Here is a 23,146-nt window from a genome sequence, read left to right on the forward strand (position 1 = left end):
CCCGCGGGACGCGTCCACTGCCTGGACGCGTCCCGCGGGCACGCGCGCCGCAGGGCAAAATGGGCGCCCGTGACCGTCATCGACATCCCCGGCTCCAAGTCCGTCACCGCCCGCGCCCTGTTCCTGGCCGCGGCGGCGGACGGCACCACCACCCTCCTGCGCCCCCTGCACTCGGACGACACCGAGGGGTTCACCGAGGGGCTGACCCGTCTCGGTTACGGGGTGCGGCGCGAGCCGGACCGATGGCACATCGACGGGCGCCCCTCGGGGCCCGCCGCCGGGGCCGCCGAGGTCCACTGCCGCGACGGCGCCACCACCGCGCGCTTCCTGCCGACGCTGGCCGCCGCGGCGGCCTCCGGCACGTACCGCTTCGACGCCTCCGCGCAGATGCGACGCCGGCCCCTCGCGCCGCTCACCGAGGCCCTGCGCACCCTCGGCGTCGACCTGCGCCACGAAGGAGCGGAAGGCCACCACCCGCTCACCATCGAGGCGTCCGGCGTCAAGGGCGGCGAACTGACCCTGGACGCGGGGGAGTCGTCGCAGTACCTCACCGCCCTGCTCATGCTCGGCCCGCTGACCGCCGAGGGCCTCCGCATCGAGGTCACGGAGCTGGTGTCGGCGCCGTACATCGAGATCACGCTCGCGATGATGCGCAGCTTCGGTGTCGAGGTCACCCGGGAGGGGAACACCTTCACCGTCCCTCCCGGGGGCTACCGCGCCACCACCTACGCCGTCGAGCCCGACGCCTCCACCGCGAGCTACTTCTTCGCCGCGGCCGCTCTCACCGGCCGTGAGGTCACCGTCCCCGGTCTCGGCACGGACGCGCTCCAGGGCGATCTGCGCTTCACCGACGTGCTGCGCCGCATGGGAGCGGACGTGCGTACGACCACGGACTCCACGACCGTCGGTTCCTCCGGCCGGCTCTCCGGTCTGACCGTCAACATGCGTGACATCTCCGACACGATGCCGACCCTCGCCGCGATCGCGCCGTACGCCACCTCGCCCGTACGGATCGAGGACGTCGCCAACACCCGGGTGAAGGAGTGCGACCGGCTGGAGGCCTGCGCGGAGAACCTGCGGAACATGGGGATCACCGTGCACACCGGACCCGACTGGATCGAGATCCACCCGGGCACCCCGCGCCCCACCGAGATCGCCACCCACGGCGACCACCGCATCGTGATGTCGTTCGCCGTCGCCGGGCTGCGCACACCCGGCGTGAGCTACGACGACCCCGGCTGCGTACGGAAGACCTTCCCGCGCTTCCACGAGGAGTTCGCCGCGTTCGTGGCGGCCGGCGCCGCCGGGAAATGACGGTGCGTTCCGGCGCGGGGCGGACTACGGTCGCCCGCATGATGTCCCGGAACGACGTCCTGTCCGTCCTGGCCCTGCTGCGCGCGGCGGGCACCGACGTGGTGATCGCGGGGGGCTGGGGCATCGACGCCCTGCTCGGCGAGGAGACCCGCGAGCACCGGGACCTCGACCTGCTGCACGTCCGCGAGCAGGAGCCGGCGGTCGTGGCGGCCCTGGAGCCGGCCGGATACGCCGAGACACTGGACTGGCGTCCGGCCCGCTTCGTGCTCAGCCACCCCTCCGGACGTGAGATCGATCTGCACCCGCTGGAGTTCGCCGCCGACGGCTCGGCCCTCCAGGCGTCCCTGGACCCCGCCGAGCCGTTCCGCTACCCCGCGGACTGCTTCGTCACCGGCACCATCGGGACGACCACGGTGCGCTGCCTCTCCGCCGAGCAGCAGGCCCTCTTCCACCAGGGCTACGAACCGGCCGAGCGCGACGTGGCGGACATGCGGCGGCTGAGGGAGAAGTTCGGCACCGATACGCGTTTCTGAGCCCGGATGCCGCACAATCGAGCCTCGGCCGTGACCGGACACCGGTCTCGGCTCGTCAACAGGAGACAGGGGCGGGGATGTTCGGGGTCTACGGGGCGGGCGGCCGACGGGGTGCCGTGGTCGCGGGATGCGCGGTGCTGGCACTCACGGGTCTCACCGCATGCGGTGGCGACGACGACAGCGGCAAGGGCGGAGCCGCGAGGAGTCCCGCCGCCTCGCGGCCGGCGAGCACGGCGCCGTCGGGCGGCGCGCTCACCGAGGCGCAGCTCACCGCCCTCGCCTTCACCGACGGGGAGCGGGCCGGCTCGCTCACCGCGTCCGAGTACACCGTGGACGGGCCGCTCGGAGACGCCTACACCGCCGCCCCGGCCGTCTGCCAGCCGCTCGTCAGCCTCGCCGGGGACGTCAGCGGCCACGAGCCCGTGGCCCAGGTGCAGCGCGAGGCGGACAAGCCCGAGGAGATGCTCGGCGTCACCGTCGACGTGACCCTGCGCTCGTACGACGGCGGCGGGGCCGCGAAGGTCATGGCATCCCTGGACAAGGCGGGCCGGGAGTGTGCGGGCGGCTTCACGGAGGAACGGGCCGTCGCCCGCGCCACCTACGAGAAGGCCGAACCGGCGTCGCTGCCCGCCGTCGCCGACGAGGCCGACGAGGCGAAGGCCTACCGCTTCACCGTCCTCGACGTGAAGGGGAAGCTGAAGCTGTACGAGTACCTCACCGTCCTGAGGTCCGGTTCCACCACACTCGCCTTCCGCGCGGAGATCCTGGGCACCGAGGACGTCGGCGGGGTTCCGGAGGACGTCATCGCCGCCCAGTGGAAGAAATTCCGTGCCGGGCGGGGCTGAGTCACGCGATGACGGGGACGCCCTGTCATCGCGCACAGCGGAAGCGGCAACAATGGGGGTCATGAGCGACGACAGCCCCTCACCCCTCGCCGATCCGCATCGTGTCTTCGACGCGACGGAAGGCCGCCGGGATCTGGTGATCCTCGGCTCCACCGGGTCCATCGGCACCCAGGCCATCGACCTGGTCCTGCGCAACCCCGGCCGTTTCCGTGTCACCGCGCTCTCCGCCGCGGGCGGCAGGGTCCGTCTCCTCGCCGAGCAGGCGCGCCGGCTGCGTGTCCGTACGGTCGCGGTCGCCGACGAGGGCAAGGTCCCGGCGCTCACCGAGGCCCTGCGTGAGGAGTACGGCGCGGGGGAGCCGCTCCCGGAGATCCTGGCCGGCCCCGACGCTGCCACCGATCTCGCCGCGAGCGACTGCCACACCGTGCTCAACGGCATCACCGGCTCGATCGGCCTCGCCCCCACGCTCGCCGCGCTGGAGGCGGGCCGTACCCTCGCCCTGGCCAACAAGGAGTCGCTGATCGTCGGCGGTCCCCTGGTGAAGGCGCTGGCGGCCCCCGGGCAGATCATCCCGGTCGACTCCGAGCACGCCGCCCTCTTCCAGGCCGTCGCCTCGGGGAAGCGCGCCGACGTCCGCAAGCTGGTCGTGACCGCCTCCGGCGGACCGTTCCGCGGCCGGACGCGCGCCGAGCTCGCCGGCGTGACCCGGGAGCAGGCGCTGGCGCATCCGACCTGGGCCATGGGCCCGGTCATCACGGTCAACTCCGCGACCCTGGTCAACAAGGGGCTGGAGGTCATCGAGGCGCATCTCCTCTACGACATCCCGTTCGACCGCATCGAGGTCGTGGTCCACCCCCAGTCCTACGTGCACTCGATGGTGGAGTTCACCGACGGCTCCACCCTCGCCCAGGCGACCCCGCCCGACATGGGCGGGCCCATCGCCATCGGCATCGGCTGGCCCGAGCGGGTCCCGGACGCGGCCCCCGCCTTCGACTGGACGAAGGCATCCAGCTGGGAGTTCTTCCCGCTGGACACCGAGGCCTTCCCGTCCGTCGGCCTCGCCCGGCACGTGGGCACCCTGGGCGGCACGGCCCCCGCGGTCTTCAACGCCGCCAACGAGGAGTGCGTGGACGCGTTCCTGGCGGGACGGCTCCCCTTCAACGGCATCATGGATACGGTCACGGCGGTGGTGGCCGAACACGGCACCCCCGTCCCGGGAACTTCACTGACGGTCGCGGACGTCCTCGAAGCGGAGACCTGGGCCCGGTCCAGGGCCCGCGAACTCTCGGCGGCAGCGACAGCGGAGGCGCACGTATGAGCATGACGACGATCCTGATGACGATCCTCGGGATCGCCATCTTCGCCGTGGGTCTGCTGTTCTCGATCGCCTGGCACGAGCTGGGCCACCTGTCGACGGCCAAGCTCTTCGGCATCCGGGTGCCGCAGTACATGGTCGGTTTCGGGCCGACGGTCTGGTCGCGCAAGAGGGGCGACACCGAGTACGGCATCAAGGCCATCCCCGCGGGCGGCTACATCCGCATGATCGGCATGTTCCCCCCGGGACCCGACGGCCGGATCGAGGCACGCTCCACCTCACCGTGGCGCGGCATGATCGAGGACGCCAGGTCCGCGGCCTTCGAAGAGCTCGAGCCGGGCGACGAGACCCGCCTCTTCTACACGCGCAAGCCGTGGAAGCGCGTGATCGTGATGTTCGCCGGGCCCTTCATGAACCTGGTACTCGCCGTCGCGATCTTCATGGGCGTGGCGATGACCTTCGGCTTCCAGACCCAGACCACCGAGGTCGCGGGCGTCCAGCAGTGCGTGATCGCGCAGAGCGAGAACCGCGACACCTGCAAGGACTCGGACCCGGTCTCGCCGGCCAAGGCCGCGGGACTCGAGGAGGGCGACACGATCGTCGCCTTCAACGGCCGGAAGATCGACGACTGGGCCACCCTGTCGGACAGGATCCGGCAGACCATCGGCCCCGCCACCATCACCGTGCGGCGCGACGGTCAGGAACAGACCCTGAACGCCGTACTGAAGAAGAACGCCGTCGCCAAGAAGGACGCCGACGGCGAGGTCGTCCCCGACCAGTACGTCAGCGCCGGCTATCTCGGCTTCGCCGCCAAGACGGAGATCCTTCCGCTCTCGTTCGGCGACTCGGTCGTCCGCATGGGCGACATGATCGAGAACGGTGTCGACTCGATCATCGCCCTGCCGACCAAGATCCCCGACCTGTGGAACGCGGCGTTCAGCGACGGCGAGCGCGCGGACGACTCCCCGGTGGGCGTGGTCGGTGCGGCCCGTATCGGCGGCGAGGTGATGAACCTCGACGTCCCGGCGCAGAACCAGATCGCGATGATGCTGTTCCTGCTGGCCGGCTTCAACCTCTCGCTGTTCCTGTTCAACATGCTGCCCCTGCTCCCGCTGGACGGCGGTCACATCGCGGGCGCGCTCTGGGAAGCCCTGCGCCGCAACGTGGCCAAGGTCTTCAAGCGGCCCGACCCGGGGCCCTTCGACGTGGCGAAGCTCATGCCCGTCGCCTACGTGGTCGCCGGCATCTTCATCTGCTTCACGCTGCTGGTGCTGGTCGCCGACATCGTGAACCCGGTGAAGATCACCTGACGCCCCACACGTCCCGTGGGTGTCCGTCCGCCACACAGGTGGTGTCCGGCTGCCCACCAACGGGCGGTTTGACCGCACGGGTGCGCCCCGTTCCGCTCCGGTGCCGTAACCTCGGAGCCTGGAGTCCGCCGTACCTCGATCCACACTGATCCACACCTTGGGGATGCTCAGCGCATGACTGCGATTTCTCTCGGAATGCCCACCGTTCCGACCAAGCTCGCCGAACGACGGGTCAGCCGTCAGATCCAGGTCGGCACGGTCGCGGTCGGCGGGGACGCGCCCGTGTCGGTGCAGTCGATGACGACGACGCGTACGTCGGACATCGGTGCGACGCTGCAGCAGATCGCCGAGCTGACGGCGTCCGGCTGTCAGATCGTGCGGGTGGCGTGCCCGACGCAGGACGACGCCGACGCGCTGGCGACGATCGCGCGGAAGTCGCAGATCCCGGTGATCGCGGACATCCACTTCCAGCCGAAGTACGTGTTCGCGGCGATCGACGCCGGGTGCGCGGCGGTCCGGGTGAACCCGGGCAACATCAAGCAGTTCGACGACAAGGTCAAGGAGATCGCCAAGGCGGCGGGCGACGCGGGCACCCCGATCCGTATCGGTGTGAACGCCGGCTCGCTGGACGCGCGGCTCCTGAAGAAGTACGGCAAGGCGACGCCCGAGGCGCTCGTGGAGTCGGCACTCTGGGAGGCGTCGCTCTTCGAGGAGCACGGCTTCCGGGACATCAAGATCTCGGTGAAGCACAACGACCCGGTCGTCATGGTGAACGCCTACCGCCAGCTGGCCGCGCAGTCGGACTATCCCCTCCACCTCGGTGTGACCGAGGCCGGTCCGGCGTTCCAGGGGACGATCAAGTCCGCGGTGGCGTTCGGCGCGCTGCTCTCCGAGGGGATCGGGGACACCATCCGGGTGTCGCTGTCGGCCCCTCCGGCGGAGGAGGTCAAGGTCGGCCTGCAGATCCTGGAGGCGCTGAACCTCAAGCAGCGCCGCCTGGAGATCGTGTCGTGCCCGTCGTGCGGGCGCGCCCAGGTGGACGTCTACAAGCTGGCGGACCAGGTGAGCGCCGGTCTGGAGGGCATGGAGGTCCCGCTGCGGGTCGCGGTGATGGGCTGTGTCGTGAACGGTCCCGGCGAGGCCCGCGAGGCCGACCTCGGTGTGGCCTCGGGCAACGGCAAGGGCCAGATCTTCGTGAAGGGCGAGGTCATCAAGACCGTCCCGGAGTCGAAGATCGTGGAGACCCTCATCGAGGAAGCCATGAAGATCGCGGAGCAGATGGAGAAGGACGGCATCGCCTCGGGCGAGCCGCAGGTCTCCATCGCCGGCTGAACCTCCTCCCGACCTCGCCGTGCCCCGCAGGCCCGCCCTGCGGGGCACAGCTGTGTCATCCCGCCCGCCGGCCGTTCCCCTCCGCGGGGCGGCGCCCCACAGCCTTGTTGGGTACAGTGCGGACATCAGCAGACCGTTTGGTGAGGCCCCAGTGTTGACGCAGACCACTACCCGGGTCCTCGACCCCGGCGAGCTCCCCGCGGCGCTCGCCATCCTCGAGAGCGAACCCGTGGACAACGCGTTCGTCACCTCCCGCGTCCAGGTCGCCGGACTCGATCCGTGGCGCCTCGGCGGGGAGATGTGGGGGTGGTACGCCGACGGCCGGCTGCGATCGCTCTGCTACTCCGGGGCCAACCTCGTGCCCATCTGCGCCACCCCGGAGGCCGTCAGGGCCTTCGCCGACCGCGCACGGCGGGCCGGCCGCCGCTGCTCGTCGATCGTCGGCCCCGCCGGCCCCACGGCCCAGCTGTGGCGGCTGCTCGAGCCGAGCTGGGGCCCCGCCCGCGAGGTCAGGCCCAACCAGCCGCTCATGGTGACCGAGCACCCCTCGGCGGAGGTGCCACCCGACCCGCTCGTGCGCAGGGTCGGCAAGGCGGAGATGGACGTCCTCATGCCGGCCTGCGTGGCCATGTTCACCGAGGAGGTCGGCATCTCCCCGCTGGCCGGGGACGGCGGGCTCCTCTACCAGGCGCGGGTCGCCGAGCTGATCAGCACCGGCCGGTCCTTCGCCCGGATAGAGGACGGCAAGGTCCTCTTCAAGGCGGAGATCGGCGCGGCCACCTCCCGCGCCTGCCAGATCCAGGGGGTCTGGGTCGCACCCGAGGCCCGTGGACGCGGACTCTCCGAAACGGGCATGGCGGCCGTCCTGCAGCACGCGCTCCGCGATGTGGCACCGGTCGTCAGCCTGTACGTGAACGACTACAACACCGCCGCGCGCAGGGCCTACAGCCGTGTCGGCTTCCGCGAGACCGGCACGTTCATGAGCGTGCTGTTCTGACCGGACGGCAAGGCCAGTAGGGTTCCCGCATGGCAGCAGCAACCCCCACGTCCCCCCGGGGCCCCGGGACCCCCGACATCGTGGTCGGACCGCTCGACCTCGCCGGCCGTGTCGACGAGGCCCTCGCCGTGCAGGCCCTCGCCTTCGGTCTCACCCAGGACGAGATCGACGTACGCCGCCATATCGTGCTGCGGCACATCGAACACCCGCACTCCCGCGCGCTCGGAGCCACCACCGCCGACGGGCGGCTCGTCGGATTCGTCTACGGACTGCCCAACGACCGGGCGCACTGGTGGTCCACCGTCGTCGAGCCGTATCTGCGCGCCACCGGATCCGAGGACTGGCTCGACGAGTCGTTCGTGATCACCGAACTCCACGTCCACCCGGACTTCCAGCAGCGCGGCATCGGCCGCAGCCTGATCACCACCGTCACGGACGCCGTCGGCCTGCCCCGTTCCATCCTCTCGGCGATCGACACCGAGAGCCCCGCCCGTGGTCTCTACCGCGCCCTGGGCTACCAGGACCTGGCCCGGCAGGTGCTCTTCCCGAGCGCGCCCAGGCCGTACGCGGTGATGGGCGCGCCCCTCCCGCTGCGCCGCGGCTGAGACCGTCCGCGCCGGACGGACCGGTGAATCGATTTCCGCCCGCGCGGGCCGCCCGGCTAACCTCGGGCCCACCACCCTTCCGAGCAGGAGTTCATCATGGCCCAGGTCCAGCGCATGTCCCGATTGATGATCAAGACACTGCGCGACGACCCGGCGGACGCCGAGACGCTCAACCACAAGCTCCTCGTCCGCGCCGGTTACGTACGCCGCACCGCGGCCGGCATCTGGTCCTGGCTGCCGCTCGGCAAGAAGGTCCTGGAGAACATCACCCGCGTCGTCCGCGAGGAGATGGACGCCATCGGCGGCCAGGAGGTCCTCCTCCCCGCGCTGCTGCCCAAGGAGGCGTACGAGGCGAGCGGGCGGTACGACGAGTACGGCGACCTGCTGTTCCGGCTCAACGACCGCAAGGGTGCCGACTACCTCCTCGGCCCCACCCACGAGGAGATCTTCACCCAGGTCGTCAAGGACATGTGCTCGTCCTACAAGGACCTGCCCGTGATCCTCTACCAGATCCAGACCAAGTACCGCGACGAGGCCCGTCCCCGCGCCGGCGTGCTGCGCGGCCGCGAGTTCCAGATGAAGGACTCGTACTCCTTCGACACCACCGACGAGGGCCTGGCCGAGGCGTACCAGCTGCACCGCGCGGCGTACATCCGGATCTTCGACCGCCTCGGCCTCGACCACCGCATCGTCTCCGCCGTCTCCGGGGCCATGGGCGGTTCCGCCTCCGAGGAGTTCCTCGCCCCCGCACCCGCCGGCGAGGACACCTTCGTCGACTGCCCGAACTGCGACTACGCGGCCAACACCGAGGCCGTGACCTTCAACGCCACCGCGGGCGACGCCTCGGCGACGGGGCCCGTCGAGGAGCTGGACACCCCCGACACCCCGACCATCGAGACCCTCGCCGCGCACCTCGGCGTCCCGGCCTCCGCCACCCTGAAGAACCTCCTGGTCAAGGTCGACGGCGAGATCGTGGCCGTGGGTGTGCCCGGCGACCGCGAGGTCGATCTCGGCAAGCTCGGTGAGCACCTCGCCCCCGCGGTCGTCGAGCTCGTCACCGCCGAGGACTTCGTGGGCCGCCCCGACCTGGTGCGCGGCTACGTCGGACCGCAGGGCCTGGAGAAGGTCCGCTACATCGCCGACCCCCGCGTCGCCGCCGGCACCGCCTGGATCACGGGCGCCAACAAGGAGGGCAAGCACGCGAGGAACGTCGTCGCGGGCCGCGACTTCGAGGTCGACGACCACCTCGACGTCGTCGTCGTCGAGGCGGGCGACCCCTGCCCCAGGTGCGGCACCGGCCTCCAGGTGGACCGCGCCATCGAGATCGGCCACATCTTCCAGCTCGGCCGCAAGTACGCCGACATCTTCTCGCTCGACGTCCTCGGCCAGCAGGGCAAGCCGGTCCGCGTCACGATGGGCTCGTACGGCATCGGGGTCTCCCGCGCGGTGGCGGCGCTCGCCGAGCAGACCGCCGACGACAAGGGCCTGTGCTGGCCCCGCGAGATCGCCCCGGCCGACGTGCACGTCGTCGCCGCGGGCAAGGCGCTCCAGACCGAACTGGCCCTCGACGTCTCCGAGAAGCTGAACGCCGCCGGCCTCCGCGTCCTGGTCGACGACCGCGCGGGCGTCTCGCCGGGCGTGAAGTTCACGGACTCCGAGCTCATCGGCGTCCCGAAGATCCTGGTCGCCGGCCGCCGTTCGGCCGAGGGCGTCCTGGAGCTGAAGGACCGCCGCACGGGCGAGCGCGAGGAGCTCACCGTCGACGAGGCGATCGCCCGCCTCACCGAACAGGGCTGACCTTCCGGACGCCGAGAGGGCCCCGCGCACCGCGCGGGGCCCTCTCTCGCGTGCCGGCTACAGCCAGCCCGCGAACTCCAGTGACAGCTCGCCGTCCTGGGTGCGCCCCGCCGTCAGGGCGCGCGTGCCCGACTCGACGGCCCTGAACAGGGTCCAGCCGCGCAGCCGCGCCTGGTCGACCTCCAGTGACTCGGCGAGCCTTTTCACCCGGCGACGGGCCGTCGCGGCGCCACCGGGCGAGGCGATCAGGTCCTCCACCCGGTCACGCACCAGCCGCGCCAGGTCGTACGCACGCTCGCCGGTCAGCGGCTCCGGGCCGACGGCGAGCCAGGGGGCACGCTCGCCCGAAAGAACCTTGCTCTGCCTGAAGTTGCCGTGGAGCAGGAGGAGTTCGGGGGAGTCCTGGACCAGTTCCTCACGGGCCCCGAGGGCCGCCGAGACGAGGGGGCCGAGCTCGGTGTCCCGCGCGGCGGCGACCCGCATCGGCTCCACCTGCCGTGCCGTGCGCTCCGCGACGGTCTCGAAGGCGTGGCCGGCCGGCGGCTCCACCCACAGCCGCCGGACGATGCCGGAGGCCTCCAGCAGCGCCTTGGCCTCGGGCAGGGAGCGCAGGGACACCTCGTGGTGCAGCCGCTCCAGCAGGAGGGCGTCCCCGGGGGCCGCGGGCCGGTCGGCGCCGAGGAGCTCGACCGCACCCCAGCCGCTCCAGTGGGCGAGCGCCGCCCGCTCGAGCGCGGGCGCGGCGCCGGAGGGCGCGATCTTCAGCACGGCGGGCGTGCCGTCCGCGCCGTGCACCAGGAGGACGAGGCTGCTGCGCCCACCGGGGGCGCACACCCGGTCGGGGGAGACCGAGTGTGCCGACAGCGCGTCGTCGGTGAGTGCGGGGAGCGACCCGAGCCACTCGGCGGCGGCCGTGTCCCCGTACGTCTCGCCGAGCGCTCGCACCAGACGCTGCGGCGGTTCGAAACCCATACGTGCCTTGTTCCCTTTCAGAGCGTGCTCAGTGCGTGTCACCCGTGGCGCCTGCCTCCGCCGTGTTCTCCGGCGGGGCGGCCTTCTCGGCGAGCCCAGGAAAGGCTACGCCGGTGCCGCGCCAGCGCACCGCACGCACCGCGGCCTCCCGGAGGGCGCCCGCGGCGTCCTGCCGCAGCGGCCCCCGGGCGGCCCTCACGAGGTCGGAGTACACGTCCGCGACCCGGTCCTCCAGTACGGCGGCGAGCCGCATCGCGGCCGCCGGATCCCGCACCGCGAAGGGGAGAGCGTACGCCGCGTGCGCCGCCGCCGGCGCACCGCCCAGGTCGCGCACCGTGCGTGTGAGCGCGTCGCGCCTGGACCGGTGCGCGTCGCAGGCGGCCGTCGCGTCGCCCCGGCGGCTGCCCTCCAGCCGGCCGCCGAGCGTCCCGTACCCGTACACAGCGGCGTGCTCGGCGGCGAGTGCGGCCTGGGTGGCCCGCAGCGTCTCCTCCGAGCCGTCCGGATCCGCCTCCTGCGTCATACCGCTCATGCCGGGGACTCCTTGGACAGTTCGGTCAGCAGATAGGCGTGGGCCGCACCGGCCGCGGCGACCGAGGCCAGCAGCCTGGCCAGTTCCGGTCCGGCGTCCAGCAGGGCCGCGGCGCGGGCGTCGGCCACCCGCCGTTCCTCGGCCGCCAGTTCCTTCAGGGCCGCCCGTACGTCGGCGGGGGCGGCCGGCGGCGGGGCGGCGGGGGGCGAGCCGGTCGGAGCCTTCGCAGCCCCGCCCAGGGCCGTCAGATGCTCCCGCACGGTGTCCCGCAGCGGCGCGAGCCCGGGCGCGGCCACCGGGTGGGCGGCCGCGGTGCGTTCGTAGCGCGAGAGGAGCGAGACGCTGTCACGGGCGGCCGCCGCCCGAAGCGCCTTCTCCGCGCGCAGGGCGACGGTCCGCGCGTCGGCCCCACCGGAGGCCCCCGCGCCCTCCGGACCGTCCCCGCAGCCTGTCAGTACCGCACCCAGGGCGAATGCTCCCGTAGCGGTGAGCGCACTTCTGCGCGACGTCCCCGACCGGCGCACTTGTCTCCTTCAGTCTGGTATCTGACAGTTTCTGACCTGAAGTGATCACCGGAGGTGAGCGTACCCGCGGCCGGGCGGGAGGCGGACGGCAACACCCCTGCGGACCGGATACCCTTTCACCTGACACGCGACGATCCCCACAACAGCACACGCGGCCGAGGAGTCACCCGGATGAGCACCCCCCAGAGCGACAGGCTGCGCGAACTGCTGGAGCCGCTCGTCAGCGCCAAGGAGCTGGACCTCGAGGAGATCGAGGTCTCCCGGGCGGGCCGCCGCCGGGTGCTGAGGGTCATCGTGGACTCCGAGGACGGCGTGGAGCTCGACACCTGCGCGGAGCTCAGCCGCGGCATCTCCGAGACGCTGGACGAGACCGACGCCATGGGTGAGGGCGAGTACGTCCTCGAAGTGAGCTCTCCGGGCGCCGACCGCCCGTTGACCGAGCACCGCCACTACGTACGCGCCACGGGCCGGCTGGCCAGACTCACCCTGAGCGAGGGCGGCGAGCTGGTGGCCCGCATCCTCGGGACCGACGACGAGGGCCTCGATCTGGAAGTGCCGGGCGTCAAGGGCCGCAAGCCCACAGCGCGCCGTGTCGCCTTCGACGAGATCGTCAAGGCGCGCGTGGAGATCGAATTCAACCGCAAGGACAAGAAGGAAGAGGAGGCGTAGCCGTGGACATCGATGTGAAGCTTCTGAAGGGCTTGGCGCAGGACAAGGAGATCCCCTTCGACGTGCTCGTCGGGGCGATCGAGTCGGCCCTCCTCATCGCGTACCACCGCACCGAGGGCAGCCACCGCCGTGCGCGCGTCGAGCTGGACGCCGGCGGTCACGTCACGGTGTGGGCGAAGGACGACCCGGCCGAGCTCGAGGAGGGCCAGGAGCCCAAGGAGTTCGACGACACGCCGTCCGGCTTCGGCCGTATCGCCGCGACCACCGCCAAGCAGGTCATCCTGCAGCGGCTGCGCGACGCCGAGGACGACAGGACGTTCGGTGAGTACGCGGGCCACGAGGGCGACGTCGTCACCGGCCTCGTCCAGCAGGGCAAGGACCCGAAGAACGTCCTGGTCGACATCGGCAAGCTGGAAGCGATCCTGCCCGTGCAGGAGCAGGTGCCGGGCGAGGAGTACACCCACGGCCTGCGGCTGCGCACGTACGTGGTCCGGGTGGCCAAGGGGGTGCGCGGTCCGTCCGTGACCCTCTCGCGCACCCACCCGAACCTGGTGAAGAAGCTCTTCGCCCTGGAGGTTCCGGAGATCGCCGACGGCTCGGTCGTCATCGAGGCCATCGCCCGCGAGGCGGGGCACCGCACCAAGATCGCCGTACGCTCCACCCGGGCCGGCCTGAACCCCAAGGGTGCCTGTATCGGCCCGATGGGCAGCCGTGTGCGCAACGTCATGGCCGAGCTGCACGGCGAGAAGATCGACATCGTCGACTGGTCGGACGACCCGGCGGAGATGGTCGCCAACGCGCTGTCACCCGCACGGGTGAGCGAGGTCGAGGTCGTCGATCTCGGTACGCGCTCGGCCCGGGTGACCGTGCCCGACTACCAGCTGTCCCTGGCGATCGGCAAGGAAGGGCAGAACGCCCGGCTGGCCGCCCGCCTCACCGGCTGGCGCATCGACATCCGTCCGGACACCGAGACCGACGCCGAGCGCGACGTCGCCGACCGCGAGCGCGCCGAGCGCGCCCGGGAGCGTTCCGAGCGCGGCTGAACCCGGACAGGTCCGGCCCGTGCGGCGGGTTCGTGACCGGATCCGATGGAATAGATCACAGCGCTCAGGCGCTGAGATCACGACAACATCCGTTCGATTTTTGCCCCAAAGGGGTGAGGTCGGTGCGGGGAGGTAGACTTAGTCGTGTCTGGCCGGACGCACGCCCGCGCTTGCCCCGAGCGAACCTGTGTGGGATGCCGGGAGCGAGCGGCCAAGAGCGAGCTGCTGCGCATCGTGGTGGACGAGGGTGAAGTTGTCCCTGATCCACGCGGTACGCTGCCCGGCCGGGGTGCGTATGTGCACCCCGCCTCAGTCTGTCTCGACCTGGCGGTCCGCCGCCGGGCGTTCCCCCGGGCCTTCAAGGCCAAGGGGCCGTTCGATTCCGCGGCACTGCAGCGGTTCGTCGAGCGGGTGACACCGTAAGAAAGTGAACGGCACGGGTCCCCGTGCGGTCAGGTACCTCGCGAGTTGGAAGTAGGTCGAGATTGCGATGAGCACTCGATGAGTACGCGATGAGTACGCCCATGAAGTAGCGACGGTCCGGCGGTAACCCGGACCTAAAAGGAGCGAAGTGGCTAAGGTCCGGGTATACGAACTCGCCAAGGAGTTCGGCGTCGAGAGCAAGGTCGTCATGGCCAAGCTCCAAGAACTCGGTGAATTCGTCCGTTCGGCGTCCTCGACGATCGAGGCGCCGGTTGTACGCAAATTGACTGACGCACTGCAGGGTCCCGGCGGCAACGCCGGCAAGTCCGCTGCAAAGCCTGGCGCGCCTCGCAAGGCCGCCCCCGCAAAGCCCGCGGCGCCGTCTCCGGCCGCCGCGGCACGTCCCGCTGCCCCGAAGCCCGGCGCCCCGGCTCCCAAGCCGGCCGCGGCCGAGGCCCCGGCGAGCAGCGCTCCCGCGGCGCCGTCCGCGCCGTCCGGTGCGCCCCGTCCGGGTCCCAAGCCCGCGCCGAAGCCCGCCCCGGTCACCCCGGTGCCCGCCGCGGAGTTCTCGGCTCCGGCTCCGGCCCAGCAGCCGGCCGCGCCGCAGCAGCAGCCCCAGGCCCCGCGTCCCGCGGGCGCCACCCCCGGCCCCCGCCCCGCCCGTCCGGCTCCGGCCGGCGGTCAGCGTGACGGTGGTCAGCGCGACGGCGGCCAGCGCGACGGCGGCCGTGGCGGCGAGCGCGGCGGAGACCGTCCCGCACGTCCCGCGGGCCAGGGCGCACCGCGTCCCGGCGGCGCACGTCCGGCCGGGCCCCGTCCGGGCAACAACCCCTTCACCTCCGGCGGTTCCACCGGCATGGCGCGCCCCCAGGCGCCCCGTCCCGGTGGTGCCCCGCGCCCCGGCGGCGGTCAGGAGCGTCCCGGCGCCCCGCGCCCGCAGGGTGGTCCCGGTGGCGCCCCGCGCCCCCAGGGCCAGGGTGGCGCACGCCCCTCTCCGGGCGGCATGCCCCGTCCGCAGGCTCCCCGTCCGGGCGGTGCCCCCTCGGGTAACCGTCCGAACCCGGGCATGATGCCGCAGCGTCCCGCTGCCGGTCCTCGTCCCGGTGGTGGCCCCGGCGGCGGTGGCCGCGGTCCTGGTGGCGGCGGTGGTCGTCCCGGTGGCGGCGGCGGTCGTCCCGGTGGCGGCGGCTTCGCAGGCCGTCCGGCCGGTCCCGGTGGTGGCGGCGGCGGCTTCGCAGGCCGTCCCGGTGGTCCCGGTGGCGGTGGCGGCGCGGGCCGTCCCGGTGGTGGCGGCGGCTTCGGCGGTCGTCCCGGCTTCGGTGGACGTCCCGGCGGCCCCGGTGCCCGTGGTGGCACACAGGGTGCGTTCGGCCGTCCCGGTGGTCCCGCGCGTCGTGGTCGCAAGTCGAAGCGTCAGAGGCGCCAGGAGTACGAGGCCATGCAGGCCCCGTCGGTGGGCGGCGTCATGCTGCCTCGCGGCAACGGACAGGCCGTCCGTCTGTCGCGCGGCGCGTCCCTGACCGACTTCGCGGAGAAGATCAACGCCAACCCGGCGTCGCTCGTCGCCGTGATGATGAACCTCGGCGAGATGGTCACCGCCACGCAGTCCGTCTCCGACGAGACGCTGAGGCTCCTCGCGGACGAGATGAACTACGTCCTCGAGATCGTCAGCCCGGAGGAGGAGGACCGCGAGCTGCTCGAGTCCTTCGACATCGAGTTCGGTGAGGACGAGGGCGGGGAAGAGGCACTGGTCTCCCGTCCGCCGGTCGTGACCGTCATGGGTCACGTCGACCACGGTAAGACCCGGCTGCTCGACGCGATCCGCAAGACGAACGTCGTCGCGGGCGAGGCCGGTGGCATCACGCAGCACATCGGTGCCTACCAGGTCTCCTCCGAGGTCAACGGCGAGGACCGGAAGATCACCTTCATCGACACCCCGGGTCACGAGGCGTTCACCGCCATGCGTGCACGTGGTGCGAAGTCCACCGACATCGCGATCCTCGTGGTGGCGGCGAACGACGGTGTGATGCCCCAGACGATCGAGGCGCTGAACCACGCCAAGGCGGCCGAGGTGCCGATCGTGGTCGCGGTCAACAAGATCGACGTCGAGGGTGCCGACCCGACCAAGGTGCGCGGTCAGCTCACCGAGTTCGGTCTGGTGGCCGAGGAGTACGGCGGCGACACGATGTTCGTCGACATCTCCGCCAAGCAGGGCCTCAACATCGAGTCCCTCCTGGAGGCCGTCGTCCTCACCGCCGACGCCTCGCTCGACCTGCGGGCCAACCCGGAGCAGGACGCGCAGGGTATTGCGATCGAGTCCCACCTCGACCGCGGCCGGGGTGCCGTCTCGACGGTCCTCGTCCAGCGCGGAACGCTGCGCATCGGCGACACGGTGGTCGTCGGCGACGCGTACGGCCGTGTCCGGGCGATGCTCGACGACAGTGGTCAGAACGTCCAGGAAGCGGGTCCCTCGACCCCCGTCCTGGTGCTCGGTCTCACCAACGTCCCGGGTGCCGGCGACAACCTCCTGGTGGTCGACGAGGACCGTACGGCCCGTCAGATCGCCGAGAAGCGTGCCGCCCGTGAGCGCAACGCCAACTTCGCCCGCAAGGGCGTCAGGTTCTCCCTGGAGAACCTGGACGAGGCGCTCAAGGCCGGTCTGGTCCAGGAGCTCAACCTCATCATCAAGGGCGACGCGTCCGGTTCGGTGGAGGCTCTCGAGTCCTCGCTGCTCCAGCTCGACGTCGGTGAAGAGGTCGACATCCGGATCCTGCACCGCGGTGTGGGTGCGGTCACCGAGTCGGACATCAACCTGGCGACCGGTTCCGACGCCATCGTGATCGGCTTCAACGTGCGCGCCGCAGGGCGTGCCGAGCAGATGGCCGAGCGCGAGGGCGTGGACGTCCGGTACTACTCGGTCATCTACCAGGCGATCGAAGAGATCGAAGCGGCCCTCAAGGGTCTGCTCAAGCCGGAGTACGAAGAGGTCGAGCTCGGCACGGCGGAGATCCGCGAGATCTTCCGCTCGTCCAAGCTGGGCAACATCGCCGGTGTGCTGGTCCGCTCCGGCGAGGTCAAGCGCAACACCAAGGCGCGCCTGCTGCGCGATGGCAAGGTCATCGCGGAGAACCTCAACATCTCCGGTCTGCGCCGCTTCAAGGACGACGTCACCGAGATCCGCGAAGGCTTCGAGGGCGGTATCAACCTCGGGAACTTCAACGACATCAAGATCGACGACGTCATCGCGACGTACGAGATGCGCGAGAAGCCGCGAGGCTGATCCGCAGGGATTCCCGGGGGGAGACCCCCGGGCTCTCCCACCACAGTCGGGGCCGGTCGACGGGTCGTATTTCCGTCGATCGGCCCCGGCTGTTCCGTGTACGGTTCGGGTGTCCCCGCCACATGACGGCGGGGCGTGGCTGTGCCACTCCGGGGAGCGACCCCCGGGCCCCCGAACCCGAACCGGCGGGACATCCGGACACACATGTATGTGGGGACTCTGTCCTTCGATCTGCTCCTCGGCGACGTACGGTCGTTGAAGGAGAAGCGCTCCATCGTCCGCCCGATCGTCGCCGAGCTCCACCGCAAGTTCGCGGTGAGTGTCGCGGAGACGGGCGGCCAGGACCTCCACCGCAGGGCCGAGATCGGTCTTGCCATGGTCTCCGGGGACACCGGACACCTCACAGACGTACTCGACCGGTGCGAACGCATGATCGCGGGCCGGCCGGAGGTGGAGCTGCTGTCCGTACGGCGGCGGCTGCACAGCGACGAAGACGATTGAGCAAGGCTCGAGAAGGAGAAGGACCAGTGGCCGACAACGCGCGGGCGAAGAAGCTGGCAGACCTCATCCAGGTGGTGGTCGCCGAGAAACTGCAGCGCGGTATCAAGGACCCGCGTCTGGGCACGCACGTGACCATCACGGACACCCGTGTCACCGGCGACCTGCGGGAGGCCACGGTCTTCTACACGGTCTACGGCGACGACGAGGAGCGGGCCAGCGCGGCCGCCGGCCTGGAGAGCGCCAAGGGCATCCTGCGCTCGGCGGTCGGTGCCGCGGCGGGGACCAAGTTCACCCCCACCCTGGCCTTCGTGGCGGACGCCCTGCCGGACAACGCCAAGGCGATCGAGGACCTGCTCGACCGGGCACGCGCCTCGGACGCCAAGGTCCGCGAGGCGTCCTCGGGTGCCACGTACGCCGGCGGAGCGGACCCGTACCGCAAGCCGGAGGACGAGTCCGCCGAGAACGACGAGGACTCGCCTTCCGCATGACGCAGAACAAGCAGGAAAAGACGCCGGACGGACTTGTCATCGTCGACAAGCCGTCCGGCTTCACTTCGCACGACGTCGTGGCCAAGATGCGTGGCATCGCCCGCACCCGGCGGGTCGGCCACGCCGGCACGCTGGACCCGATGGCGACCGGTGTCCTCGTGCTCGGCGTCGAGCGGGCGACCAAGCTGCTCGGTCACCTCGCCCTGACCGAGAAGGAGTACCTGGGGACGATCAGGCTCGGACAGGACACCGTCACCGATGACGCGGAGGGCGAGATCACCTCGTCCACCGATGCGTCGGGGGTGACCCGGGAAGGCATCGACGCCGGGGTCGCCGCCCTGACCGGCGCGATCATGCAGGTGCCGTCCAAGGTCAGCGCCATCAAGATCGACGGCAAGCGGTCCTACGCCCGGGTGCGGGGCGGCGAGGAGTTCGAGATCCCGGCCCGCCCGGTGACCATCTCGTCCTTCCGCGTCTACGACGTCCGCGAGGCGGTCGCCGAGGACGGCACCCCGGTCGTCGACCTGGTCGTCTCCGTGGTGTGCTCCTCGGGCACGTACATCCGCGCCCTGGCCCGCGACCTCGGGGGCGGCCTCGGTGTCGGCGGACACCTGACGGCGCTGCGGCGCACCCGCGTGGGCCCGTACGGGCTCGACGCGGCGCGCACGCTCGACCAGCACCAGCAGGAGCTGACCGTGATGCCGGTGGCCGAGGCCGCCGCGTCCGCCTTCCCCCGCTGGGACGTGGACGAGAAGCGCGCCGGACTGCTGCTCAACGGCGTGCGGCTGGACATGCCGTCGTATCCGCCGGGACCGGTCGGTGTCTTCGGGCCCGACGGGAGGTTCCTGGTGCTCGTCGAGGAGCAGAAGGGCAAGGCCAAGAGCCTCGCCGTCTTCGCCTGAGCCGGAGACCCCGTGAGGGTCCGGCCCCTCGTGGAGCGGGCAGTCCCCCCGGCTACGCGCCCGCTCCACGACCCCCCTCCCGCGACCATCCCTGTCCACACGGATCCACCGATTCACCCCAATGGACGGGCGCTCGGAGTGACCGAGGGGGGTGAGGGGGGCGCTTTCGCGCCTCGGATTTCTCGCGACGATCACTGGGGACCTACGGTCGGACCATGGGCAGCGGGGACCGGTCGACACTTGTGAGGATCTGCGACGAGGCGGGCCGGCCGCGGGGGACCGGATTCGTCGCGGACGACCGGGGCACCGTCGTCACCAGTCATCAGGCCGTCGCACGCTCCGAGGCCCTGACGCTGCACGCGGCCGGCGGCCGCAGCTGCTCCGTGGGCCCCGACGACATCACCGCGATGCCCTCCCTGGGGCTCGCCCTCCTGCGCACCGGCGACCCCGCGGCCCTGGGGGCGGAGCCGCTCCCCATCGCCGTACGCGAGGAGATCGTGCCCGGTGCCTACGTGCGGATCGCCGCCCACGGCTGGCGCGAGGCACGGGTGCTCGGGACGACCCCTGCGACGTACACCGAGGGCGGGCGCGCACACCCGGTGGAGGACGCCCTGGAGCTCGCCCTCGGCACGGACGGTCGCGACGCGCTGCGTTCCGGCGGCGCCGCCGTCGGCGGGCCCGTCACCGACCCCCGCACCGGGGCCGTCCTCGGCGTGCTCTCGACCGCTCTGAGCGCCGGGCGCGAGACCGCCGGGCTCGCGGTGCCGCTGACACCCGAGGACGCCCCCGGGCCGCTGGCCGAGGTGCTCCGGCGCAACGCGAGCGGCGTCCCGGGATACGGCAGCCACCTCAACCTGGCCGGGGCCCTGCAGCTGACGGCCACCTCGCTCGGCCACGCCGACGCGCGCCCGTGCGGGACGGAGGTGGTCGAACGCCCGCACATCAGCGCCGAGTTCACCGCCTTCGAGAGCGGCACGGGGCCCGTCCTCGGCCTGGTCGGCGTACCTGGGACAGGCCGTACCACGGAGCTCGCCGCGCTCGCCGCCCGCCGGGCCCGCGGGCCCGTGCCCGCCCTCACCCTCTGGCTGCGAGGAGCCGACCTGCTGGCCGACGACACCTCGGTCGGCGACGCGATGGCGCGGGCGCTGCAGCGCTCCGGGAGGATCATCAGCGCCGCCGGGGCCCGGGGTGACATGGAGGCGGCCACACCGGAGCGGGTGGCCGCCCTCGCCACGGCCTCGGGGAATCCGCTGCTCGTCGTCGTCGACGGACCCGAGGAGATGCCGCCCCTGCTGGCCCACCGGCTCGCGGGGTGGGCCCGCGCGAGCGCCGCGTGGCTCGTGTCCCACGAGACGCGCATGGTCGTCGCCTGCCGCCCCGAGCACTGGGAGACCGCGGGAGCGCTGTACCCGCCCGGCGCCCTGCACCGGCCGGAGCGTCCGGCCGGAGGGCTGCCGCCCGCCGTACGGCTCGGCGACCTCACGGCGGAACAGGCCGAGCGGGCGGCCGAGCGTTACGGAATCCCGCCCGGCACGATCGCGCCGGGCCACGACCGGCACCCGCTCACCCTGCGCCTCCTCGCCGAGGTGCGGGCCGCGCTGCCCCCCGACGTACCCGGCAGGCCCGGCACGGAGGAGGTCTTCGCCGCGCACCTGGACCTCGCCTGCCTCCGGATCGCCGTCAGGATCGGTGCCCAGGCCGAACCCAGGCTCCGCGGCACGGCGGTCCGCGGACTGGCGGCCAAGGTGGCGGGCCAGGTCCACGAGGCGGCCAGGCGCTGTCTCGGGCCCGGACAGGGAGAGCTGGACCGGGCGGCGTTCGAGGACCTCTTCCCCTGGCGCACGGGGTGGGCGTCGGCGGTCCTCACCGAGGGGCTGCTGGTCCCGGCGGGCGCGGGTTACCGCTTCGCCCACGAGGAGCTGGGCGACTGGGTACAGGGCGCGCACCTCGACCTGGACGCGGCCCTCCACTCGCTGGTCCACCGCTGGCACGCGGACGACGCGCCCTCGGTACCGGCGCCCGCCCCGCAGGACCTCGGCGAACCCGCCAACCTCCCGGTGCCGCGCCACCGCATCGGCCCGGTGCTCCAGGCGATGCTCCTGCTGGAGCGGCGGCAGGGACACGCGGCGCTGGCCCACCGCATGGCCGACCTGATCGAGGCGATGGACCGGCTGGAGCCCGGACCCGGCACGCGACGGCGGCTCCCCGACGCCGCGTGGTGGGCGGCCCACCTGCTCCGGGAGAGCCTGCTCAGGGTGGCCGACGCCCGGCCCTGTCTCGGGGTGCTGCGGGTGCTCGCCGGCCGGATCACCCGGCGGTCCCTGTCCGGCCCGTCCGCGCTCGGCCCCTACGCCGCGTTCGGGCCGTGGTTCTGGCGCCGGATCCGGCTGCCCGAGGGCGACCGGCTCGACCTCCTGCGCAGGCTCCTGCCCGCCGACACGGCAGCCCGCCAGGGCGGCGGCGAGCGCTATCTGGACGCCGTGGCCCGGCGGCTGGCCGCCCGCCCCAGCACCGTCCAGGCGCTGCTGTGCCAGTGGCTCGGGGACGAGAGCCCTCTGCCCGCCGAGAAGGACGTACCGATGCGGCTCACCGTGGCCTCCGCCGCACAGGCCCTCCTGTACGCCCGCCGGGACCTCGCCGTCGACGACCTGACCGAGGCGCTCGCCGACACCGCCCACGCGAGGGCCGCCGAACTGCTCGCCGCCCTCACCGAGGACGAGCCGGCCGCCCTCTGCCGCGCCGTCGACCGCTGGGCACGCGACGACGAGCGGCCCGCGCGCCGCGCCGCCGCGGCCTTTCACGCCGTGCTGATCGCCGCACCCGCCCTCTCCGGCACCGATCGCGCCCTGCTGCGCGGCGCCGCGCTCACCCTGCTGGCACGCCCGGACGACACCTCCCTGCACGCCCCCGCGCTCACCGTCCTCGTCCGGGACCCGGAGGCAGGGGGCCGCTACCTGCCGCAGGCCCTGCGGATCTTCGCCGCCGGTGACCCCCGGCTGCCGGTGGCCCTGCTGACGGAGGTGTTCCCCGCATATCCGGAGCCGGTCCTCGCCGCCCTGCGGGCCCGCCTGTCGCTGCCCGGCCAGGCCGCGGACGATGTCCTGCGGGAACTGGCCTCCCTGGACACCCCCGCCCTGGCGCTGCACGCACCCGGTCTCGTGCGCCGGTACATCGACAGCCGGTCCGGGGAGGACGCCGCCGCGCAGGCCGCCGCGTACGTGGATCTCAGGCTGGAGCACAGCCCCGCGGCCCGGGCACTGCTGCTGCCCCTGATGACCGGACTGCTGCGCGACCGCCCCGCGCCACCGCCCGTACGCGCGGCGCTGGCCCGGGTGCTCGCCGCGCCCGGCACCAACGCGTCGAGGCCCCTGCGGGCCGAGCTGCTGGAGGTGCTGCTGGAGTTCGAGCAGGGCACGGGGAAGGACTCCGAAGTCCTCGACGCCCTCCTGCGGGCCGCGGCGGCCGGTTCCGGGCTCCGCCCCGAGGCACGGACCAGGGCGCTGGTGCACCGCACCGGGATGCTGCTCGCGCGTACACCCGAGGGAGCGGCCCGCTTCGACCGCGGGCTGGCCGAAATCGCCCGGGACGATCCCGGATTCGGCGCCCTCGTCATCCGGTGGGTGACCGACGCCCCGCAGGAGTGGGCCGCCGTGGTGGGCCCCGGAGCCCGGCGGACGATGGATGCCCTGGACGGGCCGCCCCACGGGATCCCGGTGCCGATGCGGGCCGCAGGACGTGAGCATGGCAGTCTTAGACCTGCGTAA

Annotated in this window: 20 protein-coding genes; 17 read left to right on the plus strand and 3 right to left on the minus strand. The window is 72.3% G+C overall.

The window, feature by feature from the left end; all coding sequences use genetic code 11:
• Positions 1-69 precede the first annotated feature (69 nt).
• From aroA to ACIRJR_RS26760, 9 genes are all read left to right on the plus strand, one after another.
• A complete protein-coding gene (aroA, locus tag ACIRJR_RS26720) occupies positions 70-1,314 on the plus strand; it encodes a 3-phosphoshikimate 1-carboxyvinyltransferase (RefSeq protein WP_403785041.1) in 1,245 nt (414 codons plus the stop codon).
• Between the two features lie 38 nt (positions 1,315-1,352).
• Entirely contained in the window at positions 1,353-1,847 is a 495-nt protein-coding gene (locus ACIRJR_RS26725) for a nucleotidyltransferase domain-containing protein (protein WP_403785043.1), read from the plus strand.
• Between the two features lie 77 nt (positions 1,848-1,924).
• Positions 1,925-2,692, plus strand: coding sequence for a hypothetical protein (locus tag ACIRJR_RS26730; RefSeq protein ID WP_403785045.1), 768 nt, complete (start codon positions 1,925-1,927; stop codon positions 2,690-2,692).
• A 52-nt stretch (positions 2,693-2,744) separates the two neighbouring features.
• Positions 2,745-4,010, plus strand: coding sequence for a 1-deoxy-D-xylulose-5-phosphate reductoisomerase (dxr, locus tag ACIRJR_RS26735; protein ID WP_403785047.1), 1,266 nt, complete (start codon positions 2,745-2,747; stop codon positions 4,008-4,010).
• Positions 4,007-5,317, plus strand: coding sequence for a M50 family metallopeptidase (locus tag ACIRJR_RS26740; protein ID WP_403785049.1), 1,311 nt, complete (start codon positions 4,007-4,009; stop codon positions 5,315-5,317). Before dxr ends, ACIRJR_RS26740 begins: the two co-directional genes overlap by 4 nt.
• 174 nt (positions 5,318-5,491) lie before the next feature.
• Positions 5,492-6,649 carry a flavodoxin-dependent (E)-4-hydroxy-3-methylbut-2-enyl-diphosphate synthase gene (gene ispG, locus ACIRJR_RS26745; protein ID WP_403785051.1) on the plus strand — a complete coding sequence of 386 codons (1,158 nt, stop codon included), beginning with the start codon at positions 5,492-5,494 and terminating at the stop codon, positions 6,647-6,649.
• 151 nt (positions 6,650-6,800) lie between these two features.
• Positions 6,801-7,646: a GNAT family N-acetyltransferase gene (locus tag ACIRJR_RS26750; protein ID WP_403785053.1), complete on the plus strand. Its 846-nt coding sequence runs from the start codon at positions 6,801-6,803 to the stop codon at positions 7,644-7,646.
• A 29-nt stretch (positions 7,647-7,675) separates the two neighbouring features.
• Complete coding sequence (locus tag ACIRJR_RS26755; protein ID WP_403785055.1) at positions 7,676-8,251, plus strand: GNAT family N-acetyltransferase; 576 nt, start codon at positions 7,676-7,678, stop codon at positions 8,249-8,251.
• Positions 8,252-8,347: 96 nt separating this feature from the next.
• Positions 8,348-10,048, plus strand: coding sequence for a proline--tRNA ligase (locus ACIRJR_RS26760; RefSeq protein WP_403785057.1), 1,701 nt, complete (start codon positions 8,348-8,350; stop codon positions 10,046-10,048).
• 57 nt (positions 10,049-10,105) lie between these two features.
• Here the strand turns inward: ACIRJR_RS26760 and ACIRJR_RS26765 are convergent, their stop codons facing one another.
• The 3 genes from ACIRJR_RS26765 to ACIRJR_RS26775 are packed head-to-tail and all read right to left on the minus strand — an operon-like array spanning position 10,106 to position 12,076.
• Positions 10,106-11,020: an aminoglycoside phosphotransferase family protein gene (locus ACIRJR_RS26765; protein ID WP_403785059.1), complete on the minus strand. Its 915-nt coding sequence runs from the start codon at positions 11,018-11,020 to the stop codon at positions 10,106-10,108.
• A gap of 28 nt (positions 11,021-11,048) precedes the next feature.
• Entirely contained in the window at positions 11,049-11,543 is a 495-nt protein-coding gene (locus ACIRJR_RS26770; RefSeq protein ID WP_403785165.1) for a ferritin-like domain-containing protein, read from the minus strand.
• Positions 11,544-11,548: 5 nt separating this feature from the next.
• Positions 11,549-12,076, minus strand: coding sequence for a hypothetical protein (locus ACIRJR_RS26775; protein ID WP_403785061.1), 528 nt, complete (start codon positions 12,074-12,076; stop codon positions 11,549-11,551).
• A 171-nt stretch (positions 12,077-12,247) separates the two neighbouring features.
• Between ACIRJR_RS26775 and rimP the strand changes: the two genes are divergently transcribed.
• The 8 genes from rimP to ACIRJR_RS26815 all read left to right on the plus strand — a co-directional run bounded on the left by rimP (position 12,248) and on the right by ACIRJR_RS26815 (position 23,146).
• The gene (gene rimP, locus ACIRJR_RS26780) at positions 12,248-12,745 is read left to right on the plus strand and encodes a ribosome maturation factor RimP (protein ID WP_403785063.1); all 498 of its coding nucleotides are present in this window, start codon (positions 12,248-12,250) and stop codon (positions 12,743-12,745) included.
• A 2-nt stretch (positions 12,746-12,747) separates the two neighbouring features.
• Complete coding sequence (nusA, locus tag ACIRJR_RS26785) at positions 12,748-13,788, plus strand: transcription termination factor NusA (RefSeq protein WP_103513479.1); 1,041 nt, start codon at positions 12,748-12,750, stop codon at positions 13,786-13,788.
• A 144-nt stretch (positions 13,789-13,932) separates the two neighbouring features.
• Entirely contained in the window at positions 13,933-14,211 is a 279-nt protein-coding gene (locus tag ACIRJR_RS26790; protein ID WP_014153747.1) for a YlxR family protein, read from the plus strand.
• A 148-nt stretch (positions 14,212-14,359) separates the two neighbouring features.
• A complete protein-coding gene (gene infB / locus ACIRJR_RS26795) occupies positions 14,360-17,491 on the plus strand; it encodes a translation initiation factor IF-2 (RefSeq protein WP_403785066.1) in 3,132 nt (1,043 codons plus the stop codon).
• A gap of 204 nt (positions 17,492-17,695) precedes the next feature.
• Complete coding sequence (locus ACIRJR_RS26800) at positions 17,696-17,992, plus strand: DUF503 domain-containing protein (RefSeq protein ID WP_103516539.1); 297 nt, start codon at positions 17,696-17,698, stop codon at positions 17,990-17,992.
• 26 nt (positions 17,993-18,018) lie between these two features.
• Positions 18,019-18,480: a 30S ribosome-binding factor RbfA gene (gene rbfA / locus ACIRJR_RS26805; protein ID WP_033304149.1), complete on the plus strand. Its 462-nt coding sequence runs from the start codon at positions 18,019-18,021 to the stop codon at positions 18,478-18,480.
• Positions 18,477-19,382 (plus strand): tRNA pseudouridine(55) synthase TruB, encoded by a 906-nt coding sequence (gene truB / locus ACIRJR_RS26810; RefSeq protein WP_403785069.1) that lies wholly within the window; start codon positions 18,477-18,479, stop codon positions 19,380-19,382. Before rbfA ends, truB begins: the two co-directional genes overlap by 4 nt.
• 215 nt (positions 19,383-19,597) lie before the next feature.
• Positions 19,598-23,146 (plus strand): trypsin-like peptidase domain-containing protein, encoded by a 3,549-nt coding sequence (locus ACIRJR_RS26815; RefSeq protein WP_403785071.1) that lies wholly within the window; start codon positions 19,598-19,600, stop codon positions 23,144-23,146.

Origin of the sequence: Streptomyces sp. NPDC102402 (assembly GCF_044765765.1) — a bacterium.
GTDB lineage: Bacteria > Actinomycetota > Actinomycetes > Streptomycetales > Streptomycetaceae > Streptomyces.

Excerpts from the sequence above, each read along its gene's own strand:
- ACIRJR_RS26725 (WP_403785043.1), top strand. The coding sequence starts at position 1,353 with ATGATGTCCCGGAACGACGTCCTGTCCGTCCTGGCCCTGCTGCGCGCG.
- ACIRJR_RS26730 (WP_403785045.1), top strand. The coding sequence starts at position 1,925 with ATGTTCGGGGTCTACGGGGCGGGCGGCCGACGGGGTGCCGTGGTCGCG.
- dxr (WP_403785047.1), top strand. The coding sequence starts at position 2,745 with ATGGGGGTCATGAGCGACGACAGCCCCTCACCCCTCGCCGATCCGCAT.
- ACIRJR_RS26740 (WP_403785049.1), top strand. The coding sequence starts at position 4,007 with ATGAGCATGACGACGATCCTGATGACGATCCTCGGGATCGCCATCTTC.
- ispG (WP_403785051.1), top strand. The coding sequence starts at position 5,492 with ATGACTGCGATTTCTCTCGGAATGCCCACCGTTCCGACCAAGCTCGCC.
- ACIRJR_RS26755 (WP_403785055.1), top strand. The coding sequence starts at position 7,676 with ATGGCAGCAGCAACCCCCACGTCCCCCCGGGGCCCCGGGACCCCCGAC.
- ACIRJR_RS26760 (WP_403785057.1), top strand. The coding sequence starts at position 8,348 with ATGGCCCAGGTCCAGCGCATGTCCCGATTGATGATCAAGACACTGCGC.
- ACIRJR_RS26765 (WP_403785059.1), bottom strand. The coding sequence starts at position 11,020 with ATGGGTTTCGAACCGCCGCAGCGTCTGGTGCGAGCGCTCGGCGAGACG.
- ACIRJR_RS26770 (WP_403785165.1), bottom strand. The coding sequence starts at position 11,543 with ATGACGCAGGAGGCGGATCCGGACGGCTCGGAGGAGACGCTGCGGGCC.
- rimP (WP_403785063.1), top strand. The coding sequence starts at position 12,248 with ATGAGCACCCCCCAGAGCGACAGGCTGCGCGAACTGCTGGAGCCGCTC.
- ACIRJR_RS26800 (WP_103516539.1), top strand. The coding sequence starts at position 17,696 with ATGTATGTGGGGACTCTGTCCTTCGATCTGCTCCTCGGCGACGTACGG.
- truB (WP_403785069.1), top strand. The coding sequence starts at position 18,477 with ATGACGCAGAACAAGCAGGAAAAGACGCCGGACGGACTTGTCATCGTC.
- ACIRJR_RS26815 (WP_403785071.1), top strand. The coding sequence starts at position 19,598 with ATGGGCAGCGGGGACCGGTCGACACTTGTGAGGATCTGCGACGAGGCG.